The 14,990-nt window shown below is 63.4% G+C and carries 16 protein-coding genes; 14 read left to right on the forward strand and 2 right to left on the reverse strand.

Annotated elements, in window-relative coordinates:
* Positions 1–30 precede the first annotated feature (30 nt).
* From AC097A_RS18655 to AC097A_RS18700, 10 genes are all read left to right on the forward strand, one after another.
* A complete protein-coding gene (locus AC097A_RS18655; RefSeq protein ID WP_479621992.1) occupies positions 31–927 on the forward strand; it encodes a LysR family transcriptional regulator in 897 nt (298 codons plus the stop codon).
* Between the two features lie 57 nt (positions 928–984).
* The gene (locus AC097A_RS18660; protein WP_479621993.1) at positions 985–1,182 is read left to right on the forward strand and encodes a heavy-metal-associated domain-containing protein; all 198 of its coding nucleotides are present in this window, start codon (positions 985–987) and stop codon (positions 1,180–1,182) included.
* Positions 1,166–1,612 carry a Cu(I)-responsive transcriptional regulator gene (gene cueR / locus AC097A_RS18665; RefSeq protein WP_479621994.1) on the forward strand — a complete coding sequence of 149 codons (447 nt, stop codon included), beginning with the start codon at positions 1,166–1,168 and terminating at the stop codon, positions 1,610–1,612. The genes AC097A_RS18660 and cueR overlap by 17 nt, the downstream gene beginning before the upstream one ends.
* A 63-nt stretch (positions 1,613–1,675) precedes the next feature.
* On the forward strand, positions 1,676–2,407 hold the full coding sequence (gene creB / locus AC097A_RS18670) for a two-component system response regulator CreB (protein WP_479621995.1): 732 nt from the start codon (positions 1,676–1,678) through the stop codon (positions 2,405–2,407).
* Positions 2,404–3,870 (forward strand): two-component system sensor histidine kinase CreC, encoded by a 1,467-nt coding sequence (creC, locus tag AC097A_RS18675; RefSeq protein ID WP_479621996.1) that lies wholly within the window; start codon positions 2,404–2,406, stop codon positions 3,868–3,870. Before creB ends, creC begins: the two co-directional genes overlap by 4 nt.
* 62 nt (positions 3,871–3,932) lie before the next feature.
* On the forward strand, positions 3,933–4,328 hold the full coding sequence (locus tag AC097A_RS18680; RefSeq protein WP_479621997.1) for a hypothetical protein: 396 nt from the start codon (positions 3,933–3,935) through the stop codon (positions 4,326–4,328).
* A gap of 178 nt (positions 4,329–4,506) precedes the next feature.
* Positions 4,507–6,624 carry a VIT and vWA domain-containing protein gene (locus tag AC097A_RS18685; RefSeq protein WP_479621998.1) on the forward strand — a complete coding sequence of 706 codons (2,118 nt, stop codon included), beginning with the start codon at positions 4,507–4,509 and terminating at the stop codon, positions 6,622–6,624.
* 2 nt (positions 6,625–6,626) lie between these two features.
* Positions 6,627–7,472, forward strand: coding sequence for an exosortase Q (gene xrtQ / locus AC097A_RS18690; RefSeq protein WP_479621999.1), 846 nt, complete (start codon positions 6,627–6,629; stop codon positions 7,470–7,472).
* The gene (locus AC097A_RS18695; RefSeq protein WP_479622000.1) at positions 7,469–8,026 is read left to right on the forward strand and encodes a hypothetical protein; all 558 of its coding nucleotides are present in this window, start codon (positions 7,469–7,471) and stop codon (positions 8,024–8,026) included. The genes xrtQ and AC097A_RS18695 overlap by 4 nt, the downstream gene beginning before the upstream one ends.
* A 39-nt stretch (positions 8,027–8,065) precedes the next feature.
* Positions 8,066–9,361 carry a biosynthetic peptidoglycan transglycosylase gene (locus AC097A_RS18700; protein ID WP_479622001.1) on the forward strand — a complete coding sequence of 432 codons (1,296 nt, stop codon included), beginning with the start codon at positions 8,066–8,068 and terminating at the stop codon, positions 9,359–9,361.
* Positions 9,362–9,463: 102 nt separating this feature from the next.
* Here the strand turns inward: AC097A_RS18700 and AC097A_RS18705 are convergent, their stop codons facing one another.
* A complete protein-coding gene (locus AC097A_RS18705) occupies positions 9,464–10,345 on the reverse strand; it encodes an AraC family transcriptional regulator (protein WP_479622048.1) in 882 nt (293 codons plus the stop codon).
* A 163-nt stretch (positions 10,346–10,508) separates the two neighbouring features.
* Here AC097A_RS18705 and AC097A_RS18710 point away from each other — a divergent pair, with 163 nt between their 5' ends.
* A complete protein-coding gene (locus AC097A_RS18710) occupies positions 10,509–10,898 on the forward strand; it encodes a nuclear transport factor 2 family protein (protein ID WP_479622002.1) in 390 nt (129 codons plus the stop codon).
* 58 nt (positions 10,899–10,956) lie between these two features.
* Here AC097A_RS18710 and AC097A_RS18715 read toward each other — a convergent pair whose 3' ends face one another.
* Entirely contained in the window at positions 10,957–11,277 is a 321-nt protein-coding gene (locus AC097A_RS18715; protein WP_479622003.1) for a low molecular weight protein tyrosine phosphatase family protein, read from the reverse strand.
* A gap of 233 nt (positions 11,278–11,510) precedes the next feature.
* On the opposite strand from AC097A_RS18715, the gene AC097A_RS18720 reads away from it, so the two are divergent.
* The 3 genes from AC097A_RS18720 to AC097A_RS18730 all read left to right on the forward strand — a co-directional run bounded on the left by AC097A_RS18720 (position 11,511) and on the right by AC097A_RS18730 (position 14,988).
* Entirely contained in the window at positions 11,511–12,551 is a 1,041-nt protein-coding gene (locus tag AC097A_RS18720) for an ABC transporter ATP-binding protein (RefSeq protein ID WP_479622004.1), read from the forward strand.
* A gap of 84 nt (positions 12,552–12,635) precedes the next feature.
* Positions 12,636–13,916: an ABC transporter substrate-binding protein gene (locus AC097A_RS18725; RefSeq protein WP_479622005.1), complete on the forward strand. Its 1,281-nt coding sequence runs from the start codon at positions 12,636–12,638 to the stop codon at positions 13,914–13,916.
* Between the two features lie 160 nt (positions 13,917–14,076).
* On the forward strand, positions 14,077–14,988 hold the full coding sequence (locus tag AC097A_RS18730) for an ABC transporter permease (protein ID WP_479622006.1): 912 nt from the start codon (positions 14,077–14,079) through the stop codon (positions 14,986–14,988).
* Positions 14,989–14,990 lie beyond the last annotated feature (2 nt).

Below are 14,990 nucleotides of genomic sequence, written 5' to 3' on the forward strand. Positions count from 1 at the left end.
TGTCACAGCCATTTGCGCTATCGTGGGACCATGTCCACCCCCGACTTCAACCTGCTGGTCACGCTGGATGTGCTGCTGCAAGAAGGCAGTGTGGCCGCCGCCGCCCGACGGCTGCGCCTGAGCCCCTCGGCCATGAGCCGGGCGCTGGCCCGCCTGCGCGAGACCACGGGCGACCCGCTGCTGGTGCGCGCCGGGCGCGGTCTGGTGCCCACGCCGCGCGCGCTGGAGCTGCGCGAGCGGGTTAGCCAACTGGTGCAGGACGCCGAGGCCGCACTACGCCCCACCGAGCACATCGACCTGCAGCAGCTGGTACGCACCTTCACCTTGCGCACCAGCGAAGGCTTTGTGGAGAACTTTGGCCCCGCCCTCATCGCCCGCGTGGCATCAGAAGCGCCCGGCGTGCGGCTGCGCTTTGTGCAAAAGCCCGACAAAGACAGCGGCCCCCTGCGCGACGGCGCGGTGGACCTGGAAACCGGCGTGGTGGAAAACAGCATGGGCCCCGAGCTGCGCGCCCAGGCCCTGTTCCGCGACCGCCACATTGGCGTCGTGCGCGACGGACATCCGCTCTGCGAAGGCGAGATCACGCCTGCGCGTTACGCCGCAGGGCAACATGTCAACGTCTCGCGCCGCGGGCTGGACAAGGGCCAGTTGGACGAGGCCTTGCAGGCGCTGGGGCTGGAGCGGCAGGTGCGCACCATCGTGGATGGTTTTTCCACCGCCGTGGCGCTGGCCCGCGCGTCAGACCTCATTGCCAGCGTGCCCGAACGCCACACCGGCGTACTGCGCGCCGGCATGCACAGCTTTGCGCTGCCCTTTGCCACGCCGGAATTGACGGTCTCTTTGCTCTGGCACCCGCGCCAACATGCCGACCCGGCGCACCGCTGGTTGCGCGGGTGTGTGCGGGAGGTGTGTGCGGAAAGCGCTTGACCCTCCCACTGTGGCAAGGTTCACAATTCCCGTATTTAATAGAAAACAGGAGTTGCCATGCACCAAACCTTCACCGTCACCGGCATGACCTGCGGTCACTGCGAGAAAGCCGTCACCCGCGCGATTCAAGACGCCGACCCGCAAGCCCAGGTCACCATCGACCGTAGCCAAAACAAGGTAGACGTGGAATCCACCCAGCCGCGCGAAGCCTTGGCCCACGCCATTGCCGAAGAAGGCTATGCCGTTGCAGCCTAAGCCCGCAGCGGTGTCCGGCGAGCCCGTGAACATTGGCGAAGCCGCGCGCCAGAGCGGTGTCTCGGCCAAGATGCTGCGGCACTACGAATCGCTGGGCCTGCTAGGCAAAGTGAACCGCACCGACAGCGGCTACCGCCTCTACAGCCCGGCCGATGTGCACACGCTGCGCTTCATCAAGCGCTGCCGCGACCTGGGCTTCTCCATGGCCGAGATTGCCGAGCTGGTCGACCTGTGGCAAAACCGCCGCCGCGCCAGCAGCAGCGTGAAGACCATTGCGCAAAAGCACATGGTGGAGCTGACCCAGCGCATCGAAGCCATGCAAAGCATGCAGCGCACACTGAGCGGCCTGGTGGACTGCTGCCATGGCGACGAGCGGCCCGACTGCCCCATCCTGGATGACCTGGCGGGCACGGTGCAAGCCGCTACGTAATTGATAGCTGCTTGCGCACAATCCACGGGGGCTGGAGGCCATTTTTACGCCACAATGCGCCCCATGGCCCTGAAACCGCGCATCCTGATTGTTGAAGACGAGTCCGGCATCGCCGACACCCTGCAGTACGTACTGTCCACCGATGGCTTCGCGCCCGTGTGGGCCAGCACCGCGGAGGATGCGATTCGCCTGTTCAGCGCCGAGCTGCCCGCGCTGGCCGTGCTGGACGTGGGTCTACCCGACCTGAACGGGTTCGAGCTCTTCCGCCGCCTGCAGGCCCTGCCCGGCGGCAACCAGGTGCCCATGCTGTTTTTGACCGCGCGCAGCGACGAGATCGACCGCGTGGTCGGCCTGGAGCTGGGCGCCGACGACTACATCGCCAAACCCTTTTCGCCGCGCGAGCTGGTGGCGCGTGTGCGCACCATCCTGCGCCGCAGCGCCCGGCCCGTGACCACTGCGGCACCCACTGTGGCAGCACCAACAACCGCCCCCGCCATCTGGGCGCTGGACGAAGAGCGCCACCAGATCCGCTTCTACGGCAAGGCGCTGGAGCTGTCGCGCTACGAATACGGCGTGCTGCGCCTGCTGGTGCAAAAACCCGGTCGCGTGTTCACACGCGACGAACTGCTGCTGCAGGTCTGGGGTGGGGACAACGACAGCTTTGACCGCACGGTGGACGCCCACATCAAAACCCTGCGCGCCAAACTCAAACTTGTGGCCCCCGGCCACGACCCCATCCGCACCCTGCGCGGCAGCGGCTACGCGCTGAGCGAAGAACTGCCGGCCACGCCTTGAGCAAACGCAGTCGCATCTTCTTCGGGCTGCTGCTGATCTACGCGATCGGCATGGCCACCGTGCTCTACCGCGTGGTCAGCGACCTGGACCCGCGCTACCGCGAATCCGCTGAAGAGTCGCTGGTGGAAACCTCGCAACTGTTGGCCACCCTCATCGAGCAAGACGTGCGCGACGGCGCGATCGACACCGCGCGGCTGGACGGCCTGTTCAAGGCCGCTTATGCGCGCGAGTTCAGTGCCCAGATCTTCAGCGTCAACAAGACCAAGGTGGAGCTGCGCGCCTACGTCACCGACCGCAACGGCACCGTGGTGTTTGACTCCACGGGCCAGTCCCAGGGCAAAGACTTCTCGCAGTGGCGCGACGTGCAGCTCACCCTCAAGGGCGAATACGGCGCGCGCACCACGCTGGACATTCCGGGCGACCCCAACTCCGCCGTCATGTACATGGCCGCCCCCGTGCGCTGGACCAGCAATGCGCAGGGCGCAGGCAGCGGCGAAATCATTGGCGCCGTCACCGTGGGCAAGCCGGTGCAAACCTTTGGCCAGTTTGTGGCCGCCGCACGCAGCCGCACGCTCTACGCAGGGCTCATCTCCGTGCTGGCCGTGTTGGTGCTGGCGGTCATGGTGTCCATGTGGCTGGTGCGGCCGTTTGGGCTGATTGCCGATTACGCGCGCTACATCAAGGCGCAGCAGGGCTTCCACCCCGCCCGCCTGCTGCGCCGCGCCTGGGACCTGATGCGCGCCGCCTACGACGAGATGCGCGACGCGCTGGCCGGGCGCAATTACGTGGCCGACTATGTGCAAACGCTCACACACGAGGTGAAGAGCCCGCTGTCCGCCATCCGCGGCGCGGCCGAGCTGCTGCAAGAGCCCATGGAAGAAGCCCAGCGCCAGCGCTTCCTCACCAACATCCAGCGCGAAACCCAGCGCATCCAGGAGATGGTGGACCGCATGATGGAACTCACCGCGCTGGAAACCCGCCGTGTACTCGACAACGCCCAGCCCGTGGCCCTGCTGCCGCTGTTGGACGAACTGGCCCACGCCTCCCATGGCGTGGCCACCCAGCGCGGCTGCCGCATCACCGTGGCCGCCAGCGAAGACGTGACCGTAGAGGCCGACCCCTTCCTGCTGCGCCGCGCGGTCAGCAACCTGCTGGACAACGCACTGGACTTTTCACCGGAAGGCGGCGAGATTGAACTGGGCCTGCAAGTGCGAGGCCGCTGGGTAAGCATCACCGTGCGTGATCAAGGCCCCGGCATTCCCACCTATGCGCAAGACAAGGTTTTCGAGAAGTTCTATTCCCTGGCCCGCCCGCATTCCAAGAAGAAAAGCACGGGGCTGGGCTTGAGCTTTGTGAAAGAGATTGCGTCATTGCACCGGGGCAGGGTGGAGCTGGGCAATCGGCCTGAGGGGGAAGGTACGGGGGCGAGCGCTGTGCTGTGGTTGCCGCGCAGCCCAGATTGAATCCGTTACCAAAATTGAGCGCCAAGTGGTGTTGATATTTTCAGAACTCGTGGAGTCGTTTGATGAGCATCAAGACATTTACAGTGAGTGACATGCGTGAGCTACGAGTCATGCAACGGGTATTCAGAGAAGCAAAATTTTGTATTGAAAGCGACGACGACGAAATTTCATCTAGTCCAATCGTTGCAAAGCTGTTCACCCGTTTGATGGAAGCCCTAATAAATGCCGAAGTAGAAGTTGAAGGTGAAAGGGCCAGAGAGAGTTGGACGAAATGGCTTGATATGTCCAATATGTCACGAGACGAGTGGGTTGCAGCTTTGAGTCGGGCAAAGAAGGAAGTCCATTGGCCTAACTGGTCGGCCAAAGAGCGAATTGAATATTCCAAGATACTGTTTTCACCCTTTGTTCTTTCAGAGGAACGGCTTAGGGAATTCATCGCAAGTGTTGAACTAGGCTGATCCAATCGACTGGAACTATCGCGATACTTTGCCTTTCAAGTAAAACGAGTCGGATCAAACCCTTCACCCCGTTTTCACACAGACTTCACACAAGCCCCACACCGCTTCAAACTGACTTCTCCCCCCGGCGGGATGCTCTCCTCACCGTGCAATACCGCACGCCGAATGGAGAAGCCCCATGGCACTTGTTGCTACCCACCCGGCCCCCGATGCCGCCACTGAGCCTCCCGCGCACACCACTGGCTCACTGTCGCGCTGGCTCTGGCTGGCCACCACCACACTCTCTGCCGCCTGTTTTATAGCGCTGGCCATCAGCCCCCTGGCCCACGCGCAGGATCGCGACGCGGCGCCCCGCCAGAAGACCGAGAGCCCCTACTTCTTCGTCAAAAGCGACAACCCCGGCGTAGACCAGTTGCCGCTCAAGTCCACGCAGGTGAATGTGAAGGTCAGCGGCGTGATTGCCGACGTGACCGTGGTGCAGACCTACAAGAACGAGGGCCAGCGCGCCATCGAGGCCAAGTACGTGTTCCCTGGCTCCACGCGTGCAGCAGTGCACGGCATGAACGTGCGCCTGGCGGACCGGCTGATCACCGCCAAGATCCGCGAGAAGCAGCAGGCCAAGATCGAGTACGACGCCGCCAAGCAGGAAGGCAAGACCGCGGCGCTGTTGGAGCAGCACCTGCCCAATGTGTTCCAGATGAACGTGGCCAACATCATGCCCGGCGACGATGTGAAGGTGGAACTGCGCTACACCGAGCTGCTGTTGCCTACCGATGGCAACTACCAGTTCGTCTTCCCCACCGTGGTGGGCCCGCGCTACAACAGCCCGCAGAGTGGCCAGGCCAACGCCACCTGGGTGGCCCAGCCCATCCTGCCCCAGGGCCAGAACACACCCACCAGTGCCGCAGCCCCCGCGTTTGATATCCACGTGACGCTGAACACACCCATTGGTGTGAAGGAAGTGCGCTCCAGCTCGCACACCATCAGCAGCTACACCGAGCAGGGCGGCGCCACCGTGGTGGGGCTGAACCCCACGGCCGAACCGACCAACAACCGCGATTTCATCCTGAACTACCGCCTGGCCGGCGACAAGATCGAGACCGGCGTGATGCTCTACAAGGGCCAGGACGAGAACTTCTTCCTCGCCATGGTGGAGCCACCCAAGGCCCCGGCCGCCACCGCCATCACGCCGCGCGAGTACATCTTTGTGGTGGACATCTCGGGCTCCATGCACGGCTTTCCGCTGGACACAGCCAAGGTAGTGTTGCGCGAGCTGATTGGCGGCCTGCGCCCCAGCGACACCTTCAATGTGCTGCTGTTCTCGGGCAGCAACAACTTCCTGAGCCCACAGTCGGTGCCTGCCACCAAGGCGAACATTGACCAGGCCATCCGTACCATCGACAAGGAAGGCGGCGGTGGCAGCACCGAGCTGATCCCTGCACTCAAGCGCGTGTACGCCCAGCCCAAGAACGCCGATGTGTCGCGCACCGTGGTGGTGGTGACCGACGGCTACGTGACCGTGGAGCGCGAAGCCTTTGAGCTGGTGCGCAACAACCTCTCCAACGCCAACGTGTTTTCGTTCGGCATCGGCTCCAGCGTGAACCGCCACCTCATGGAAGGCCTGGCCCGCGCGGGCATGGGCGAACCCTTCATCATCACCAAACCCGCCGAGGCTGCCGAACAAGCTGCCCGCTTCCGCAAAATGATCGATTCCCCCGTGCTCACCAACGTGAAAGTGCGTTTTGAAGGCTTGGACGTGTACGACGTGGAACCCCGCCAGCTGCCCGACCTGCTGGCCCAGCGCCCGCTCATCGTGTTTGGCAAATGGAAGGGTGGTGCCAAGGGCTCGCTGATCGTGGACGGCAACTCCGCCAGCGGCCCGTTGCACTTCAGCATGCCCATTACCTCGGGCAACGCGACCGACACCGCCGCCCTGCGCCACCTGTGGGCCCGCCACCGCATTGCCGCGCTCAGTGACCAGGAAGCCCTGGAAGGCGGCAGCGCCGCGAAGGACGCCATCACCGACTTGGGCCTGAAGTACAGCCTGCTGACCCAGTACACCAGCTTCCTGGCCGTGGACCAAGTGGTGCGCAACAAGGCGCCTGCCGACAGCCCCAGCGTGAACCAACCTTCGCCGTTGCCGCAAGGTGTGGAGAACTCGGCCCTGGGCGCTGAAGTGCCCAGCACACCCGAGCCCGCCACCTGGGGTGCCATCCTGGTGACGCTGTCGGTGCTGGCCATGCTGGCGCACCGCCGCCGCCGCGCCGCCCTGCGCACCCACCACTACACGAGCTGAACATGAACCGCCTCTTGCACATGCCCCGCTTTGTGCGCTTTGGCATCGCGCTGGACACCGCGCCCGAGTGGCGCTGGCTGGCCCTGCTGGCCCTGGCGCTGTGGCCCACCTGGTGGTGGATGGGCCAACGCATGGTCGATGGCTCGGACGACCCGCTGGGGCTGCTGGCCTTGGCGGCCCTAGGCGGCCTGCTGTGGCAACACCGCACACACCTGCGGGCCGCGCCGCGCCTGGGTTTTCAGGTCACGTCATTGGCCGGTGCGGTGCTCACCACAGCCTTGCACCAGCAGCTGCCGGACCTGATGGTCGCGCTCATAGGCCTGCTGTCGGTGGCCGCAGGGCTCATCGCCTTTCTGCCTGCACGCGTGGCCACAGCACCGGTGCTGGGTCTGTCGGTGTTGTCGTTGCCGCTGCTGGCCTCGCTGCAGTTCTACGCGGGCTTTCCGCTGCGCGTGGTCACGGCCGAAGCCAGCCGCTGGTTGCTGTCCATGGCCCACACGGTGGAGCGCACAGGCAGCAGCCTGGTGGTGAATGGCCAACTCATCATCGTGGACGCGCCCTGCTCGGGCGTGCAGATGGCGTGGCTGGGCTACTTCACGGCCTGTGTGGTGGCCTTGGCAACCCGCAAACCCAACAAGACCTTTTTGCTGCGCCTGCCCATCGTGGGTGCGCTGGTGCTGCTGGGCAATGTGCTGCGCAACACCGTGCTGGTGGCTATTCAAGCATCGGGCACCCATCTGCCCGGCTGGGGCCATGACGCCGTGGGCCTGCTGGTGCTGGCCACTGTGTGCGGCGGCATCGCCTGGGCCATGGGCCGCACCGCCACCATGGAGCGCGCGACATCATGAGCCTCCTGGAAAACCGTTTCCTGAACCGCGTGCTGCACAAGACGCTGTGGGCCGCACTGCTGCCGCTGTGCGCGCTGTGGGACATAGGCCAAGCCGTGGCTGAACGCTCCACGCCGCACGACACAAACACGGCGACGCAGAGCATCGAACTGCCCACCGAATGGCAAGGCACCCCGCTGCGCCCCCTGGCCCTCAGCGAGGTGGAGCTGCGCTTTGCCAAACACTTCCCCGGCACCCTGGCGCGGATGACAGATGGCCGCCAGGTGCTGGTGCTGCGTACGGTGGACCGACCCACGCGCATGCTGCACCCCGCCACCGACTGCTACCGCGGCCTGGGCTACCGCATCCGCAACGAGCTGCTGGAAGAGCAAGCCGACAAGACCCGCTGGCGCTGCTTCGTGGCAGACCGCGGTGGCCGCGCCGTGCGCGTGTGCGAGCGCATTGAAGACGCGCAGGGCCGGGGCTTTACCGATGCCTCCGCCTGGTACTGGGCGTCTGCCGCGGGCCAGTCCACGGGGCCATGGAAAGCCATCACCGTGGCCACCCCGCTCTAAATCTGTTCAAGCCTTTTGTGTTCTTGCAAGGATGATGTTGTGCGCAAACTGCTGTGGGCTACGGCCCGGGTTTTGGTTATTGCTGCGGTGCTGGCCATGCTGGGCCTGAGCGCCCTGCTGTTCACGGCGCGCGCCATCGTGCGCCCGGCGCCGGGGGACTGGGCCACCACGCTGCGCGTGGGCCCGCTGACCATGGACGTGGGCGTCGCCGCACTCGTACAGTGGGGCAGCACACCGTGGATTGCCAAGCAGCTGCACGGCCGCACCCTGCCCACACGCCTGGGCGAGGTGCACCTGGCGTGGGACGAGGCCACCCAGCAACTCAGCCTGCACTGCCAGCCCTGTACGCTGCGCAGCAGCAGCTGGGGCGGCGAACCATTGCGCCTGCAAGACGTGCGCATGACCGTGCGCCGCAACGCCACCGAGCTGCGCGGCACCCTGCAGAGCGGCGCTGTCACAGCCACCTGGCATGGCGCGTTGCGCCCCGCCGGCATCACGCTGCACATCGATGTGCCCAGCACTCCCGTGGCCGACGGCTACGCACTGTTCGCCAATGCCATCCCCGAGGTCGCCACCGCGCAAATCGACGGCACGTTCTCCCTCAAGGCCACACTGGAGTTACCCGGCAAGGCGCTGACAGTGCAGCCGCGCTTGGACGGCATGGCCGTGCAAGGCCTGGGCACCGAAGCCTGGGCGCAGGCGCAGAGCCAATGCAGCCAGGGCCTGCCCGTGGCCATGGCGAAAGCCACGCTGCGCGCCGACAGCCTGCTGGCCCGCGCTGTGCTGGCCGCCGAAGACCAGCGCTTTTATGAACACCCCGGCTACGACCTGGTGGAGATGAACAAGGCCCTGCGCAGCAACCAGGCCGAAGACGCCACCCTGCGCGGCGCCAGCACCCTGTCGCAGCAAGTGGCCAAGCTGCTGGTCACGGGCGGCGAGCGTTCCCCCGTGCGCAAGCTGCGCGAACTGCTTTACGCGGTGGAGATGGAGCAGACCCTGGGCAAGGCCCGCATCCTGCGCCTGTACCTGGACCACGCGCCCTGGGGCGCCACCGTGTGCGGTGCGCAGGCCGCAGCCCACACCTACTTTGGCAAACGCGCCGACCAGCTCACCACCGCCCAGGCCGTCTGGCTGGCCGCCATGCTGCACAACCCCGCCCTGGAAGCCCAGCGCTGGAAGGCCCGCGGCAGCATCAACCTGGAACGCGCGCAGTGGGTGGCCGCCGGTTTGCGGCCCCTGCGCCGGGCAGAACGCACCCTGCTGTTGGCCGATCTGGCAGACATGGGGCCGTCAGAACGCGCCTTCGGTCGCCCCGCATCACTATCAAAACAATAGCTGCTTGCGCATACTGCATAAGCGCTAGGACCCAATATCGTGCATAACTTTGCACATCCCATGGCTCAGCCCTTACTTCACCCCGAGCCATAGGCTCCGGCTTTAACCCCTTTGTCGCTTTCGAAATTCTGCCGGGGTACAGCCGACTTCACGCTTGAAGAACTTGCTGAAGTTGGTGGGCTCGTCGAAACCTAGTTTCTCGGCGATCGTGGCGACGGGCATGTCCAAATGCACGAGCAGGCGCTTCGCCTCCAGATTGATACGCGCTGCGATGAAGGCTTTGGCTGTTGTGCCCGCTGCCGCGGCCACTGCACGCGCCAGGCTCTTTTCGGTGTAGCCGAGTTGGCTGGCGTAGTCGGCCACCTGGTGCCATTGCGCGAAACGCTTGTCCACCAGTTGCTGAAACCGCTGGAAACGTTGCGATGCAGGGGATACCAGAGGCTCCTGCGTTTGACGTCTGCCTTGCAAAATGCTCAAGCGCGTCAAGAGCGTATGAAGCTGGTGGCGCAGCAGTCTATGCACGTCCTCCTGCGGCGCACCCACCAGCGCATCCATCAGTGTGTCTTCGCGCATTTGCTGAAACAAATCCGTTGCCTTGCGCAGCTCTGGGTCACTCAGGACCATGTGTTCAGGCAGCCTCTCCACATCAAGCGCGAGCTTGAGATCGTGCGAGGTCGTTGAAACCGGCAAGACGAATTCCGGGCGGAACAGCAGGTTCCAGCCGTCCCAGTCTTCATCCGGCCCGTAGTTGTGGGCCTGGCCCGCCCGCACCACCAGCAGCGACCCCGGTGCACAAGCGATCGACTTGAAGTCCACCACCTGGGTGCAGGTGCCCTGCGTGACGCACACCACCGTGTGGAACTCGTACCGACGGGTTTGGCGCAATTCTTCCTTGGCCCGAAGCCTCAGGTCGGCCACCGAAAAAACTTCCAGGTCGAGCTGGTAAGGCGCTTGCGGTTGATAACCCAGGCGCGGAATCTCCATCGTCACGTTGATCCCTCCTAGTGCTGGTCGTGTCGCTTTGCTAGTTATGCACGAGATTTAGCCAATATGTCCGATATGTATCATCATTAGGCCCCGATATACCGTGTAAACGGTGCTTGATTGTCCAACAATAACCACATCCAAATCAACACAGGAACGCACCATGAACACCATCGACATCGCCAAGACCTACATCAAGGCCGTACAAACTAACGACCAAGCCACCCTGGGCAGCCTCATTTCGCCCGACGTGATCTGGCACCAGCCAGGCAAGAACCGGTTTTCCGGCACCCATCGGGGCATGGCGTCTGTCGGCCCGATGCTGGGCGCGATGATGGAAGTGTCCAAAGACACGTTCGCCATCACCCGCGCCGATCACTACATGGCCAACGGCGACTGGGTCGCCATCACCATCGAATTTGCGGGCGAGGCCAATGGCCTCACGATGAAGCAAGCGGGGGTGGATCTGATCCGCATCGACGGCGGCAAGATCGTCGAAGTCAAGCTGTTCTCCAGCGACCAAGCGCAAGAGGATGCCTTCTGGGGCCAGTGATCCGCGCGGTGCCCGCCCCCTAAGCCATCTGCGGGTTCAGCACCTACAAGATGCGGAACTAAGGGAGCAGGGCGGCCACGCCCTCCCGCACCAGCGCCACCAACTCTGGGTCCATGTAGCGATAGTCGTCCGGAATATCCAACACATGCAGAGGCTTGCCCTGCAACAGCTCCCGAAAGCTGGCCTTGAGCTGGGCGGCGTGTTTGTCCTCCATTACGCACACCGCATCCGCCCACAGGATATCGGCCTCGGACACCGGATGGCGGGCGTTGCGGCTGGTGCCGCCAGAGCGCACCGACAGGCCGGGGTGCTTGCGCCAGACCTGTTCGGCGGTGGGGCTGCGCCACTGGTTGCGGCTGCAGACAAAAAGTAGGTTCATGGGGGCTATGGCTCGGAGTTAGGGACATTTTAGGCCTCTAGACCCCGTCGAATAAGCGCGAGCAGCTATCAAAGTAGGAGCGGCGTGCACCGGGAATGGCGCCGCACTGCACCAAATCAAGCACTGGCACCGCCCCCGGATATTGCTGCAACGCACAAACCCGGTGCATTTTGTACACAATGCTGCAAAAACATTGTGTACAAAGCTGGCACAGGCTTTGCGTAAGTGTGGACATGAACGCCACCACCACACTGCAGGCCGCGGCCATCGAGGTCGTAGGACTGAGCAAACGCTACGCCCAGGGCAAGCCTGCCGTGGACAACATCAACCTGCGCATTGCCAGCGGCAGCTACTGCTGCCTGTTGGGGCCCTCGGGCTGCGGCAAGAGCACCACGCTGCGCATGATTGCCGGGCACGAGTCAGCCAGCAGCGGCGACATCCTGCTGGAGAACCGCAACATCACCGACCTGCCCGCCGCCGAGCGTGGCACGGCCATGATGTTCCAGAGCTTTGCGCTGTTCCCGCATCTGAGCGCGCTGGACAACGTGGCCTTCAGCCTCAAGATGAAGGGGGTGGACAAGCTGGAGCGCCAGGCCAAAGCGCAAGACCTGCTGCAGCGCGTGGCCATGGGCCACCTGGCGGACCGCAAGCCGGCTGAACTATCCGGCGGCCAGCAACAGCGCGTGGCCCTGGCCCGCGCTCTGATCACCCAGCCGCGTGTGCTGCTGCTGGACGAACCGCTATCTGCGCTGGACCCCTTCCTGCGCATCCAGATGCGCGCCGAGCTGCGCCGCTGGCAAAAGGAGCTGGGCCTGACCTTCATCCACGTCACCCACAGCCAGGAAGAAGCCATGGCCCTGGCCGACACCATGGTGGTGATGAACCACGGGGTGATTGAGCAGGTGGGCAGCCCACACGAAATTTACAACCACCCCAGCAGCGAGTTTGTGGCACGTTTTATGGGCGGGCACAACGTGCTGGAAACCCCGGGCGGCAAGATTGGGGTGCGTACCGACCACATGCAGGTGAGCCCGGCCACCAGCGCCAACACCGATGCGCCGCACACCAAGCGCGCCGTGATCACCGACGTGGAGTACCAGGGCACCTATGTGCTGTTGGGCCTGCAAAGCGCGGGCGCCACCTACACCGCGCACACCACGGCCGAGCTGTCGGTGATGGTGTCGGAAGCCACCTTTGCCCAGCGCCCCTACGGCGTGGGCGAAACCGTGCAGCTGAGTTGGGCGCCCGCTTCCGCCCACCCTTTGCCGCTCTGAGGCCACACGCCTCGGTGCCCCGCGTTCCCCTGTCTTCGCAAGAAGTTTTTAACCCCCTCCCGACCTTCCTCAAGGAGTTTTCCCATGGCTGATGATCTGAAAGACACCCTCTCCACCGCCGCCCCCGTGCAGCGCCGTAGCCTGCTCAAGGGCACCGCCGGTATCCTGGCCGCGGGCATCTTCCCGGCGGTGCATTCGGCCGACCCCATCGTGCTGCGTTACCTGGGCACTGCGGTAAACCAGGACAAGGCCATCGGTGAAAAGTTCGAAAAAGACACCGGCATCAAGATCCAGTACGTGGCCGTGACCACCGACGACGTGACCAAACGCGCCGTCACTGCGCCCAACAGCTTCGATCTGATCGACACCGAATATTTTTCGCTCAAAAAGATCGTGCCCACCGGCAACCTGAAGGGCATTGACGTCAAGCGCATCAAAAACGCGGACAAGATCACCAGCCTGTTCACCACCGGCATGGTGGCCGGCAAGGCCGTGGGCGACCAGGGCACTGCACCCAAGAAGGTGATCTACCTCGAAGGCGAAAAGAGCAAGGTCTTCGCCAAGAGCCCCACGCAGTACATGAGCCTGATCCCCACCGTGTACAACGCCGACACGCTGGGCATCCGCCCCGACCTGATCAAACGCCCCATCTCGTCGTGGGCCGAACTGCTGAACCCCGAATTCAAGGGCAAGGCCGCCATCCTGAACATTCCTTCCATCGGCATCATGGACGCTGCCATGGTGGTCGAAGCCATGGGCATCTACAAGTACCCCGACAAGGGCAACATGACCAAGAAGGAAATTGATCTGACGATCAAGACCCTGATTGAAGCCAAGAAACAAGGCCAGTTCCGCAGCCTGTGGAAAGACTTCAACGAATCCGTCAACCTGATGGCCTCGGGTGAAGTGGTGATCCAGTCGATGTGGTCGCCTGCCGTGACGGCCGTGCGCACCAAGGGCATTGCCTGCAACTTCCAGCCGCTCAAAGAAGGTTATCGCGCCTGGGCTGCCGGTTTCGGTATTCCCGCTACGTTGTCCGGCAAAAAACTGGACGGTGCTTATGAGTTCATCAACTGGTTCCTGGACGGCTGGGCCGGTGCTTACCTGAACCGCCAGGGTTACTACAGCGCCGTGCTGGACACCGCCAAGAGCAAGATGGAAGCCTACGAGTGGGCCTACTGGATGGAAGGCAAACCCGCTACGCAAGACATCAAGAGCCCCACTGGCGACGTGTTGGCCAAGGCCGGCCAGGTCCGCGACGGCGGCAGCTACGAAGCGCGCATGGGCGGCATTGCCTGCTGGAACGCGGTCATGGACGAAAACAACTACATGGTCCAGAAATGGAATGAATTTGTAGCGGCGTAGCCGCACCCCCTTCCAGGCGCACTGCGTGTCGCCTGTTCCCCCCTTGAAAGGGGGCAAAACCTGCGGTCTGGCAAAGCCAGTCCCGCGGTGTTCCTGGATTGGGCTTTGCTACGCGCGCCTTGGGCGGACCCTAACTACCTTGGTTTACGAATAGGCATTTATGAGCGCACCTTCAACACCCTCACTTCCGGCGGCATCTGCCCCGGGTCGCACCCTCGCGGCCTGGTGGCAGGCCTTGCCGCTCACCACGGTGTTTGCGCTCTTCTTTTTGGTCCCGCTCGCCCTCATCGTGATGGTGAGTTTTTGGGACTTTAACGAATACGAGTTGTTGCCCGGTTTTACCTTCAAGAACTACATCGCCATTTTTGAAGGCTGCAGCAACACCAGCGACTGGTGTGTCACTTTCAAAACCTATTTCTCCACCTTCAAGTTCAGCTTCCTGGTGTGGCTGATCACCCTGGTGGTGGGGTTTGCGGTGTCGTACTTCCTGGCCTTCCATGTGCGCTCCAGCGGGGTGCAAACGCTGCTGTTTGTGTTGTGCACCATCCCGTTCTGGACCAGCAATGTGATCCGCATGATTGCCTGGGTACCGCTCTTGGGCCGCAACGGCCTGGTGAACCAGACGCTGATGGGCATGGGCACCATCGAGCAACCGATTGAGTGGCTGCTGTTCTCTGATTTTTCGGTGGTGCTGGCCTTTGTGCACCTCTACACCATGTTCATGATCGTGCCCATTTTCAACAGCATGATGCGCATTGACCGCAGCCTGATCGAGGCCGCCAGCGACAGCGGCGCCACCGCTTGGCAAACGCTGTGGAATGTGATCGTGCCCCTGTGCCGCACGGGCATCATCATTGGCTCCATCTTTGTGATCACCATCGTGATGGGGGATTTCGTGACCATTGGTGTGATGGGCGGCCAACAAATCGCCTCCATCGGCAAAATCATCCAGGTGCAGACCAACTACCTGCAGTTCCCGCTGGCTGCGGCCAATGCGGTGATCCTGCTCGCCATCGTGCTCATGATCATCTGGGCCTTAACCCGCATGGTTGATATTCGCAAGGAACTGTGACC

The sequence above is a fragment of the Rhodoferax sp. XS2R6 genome (assembly GCF_056521365.1).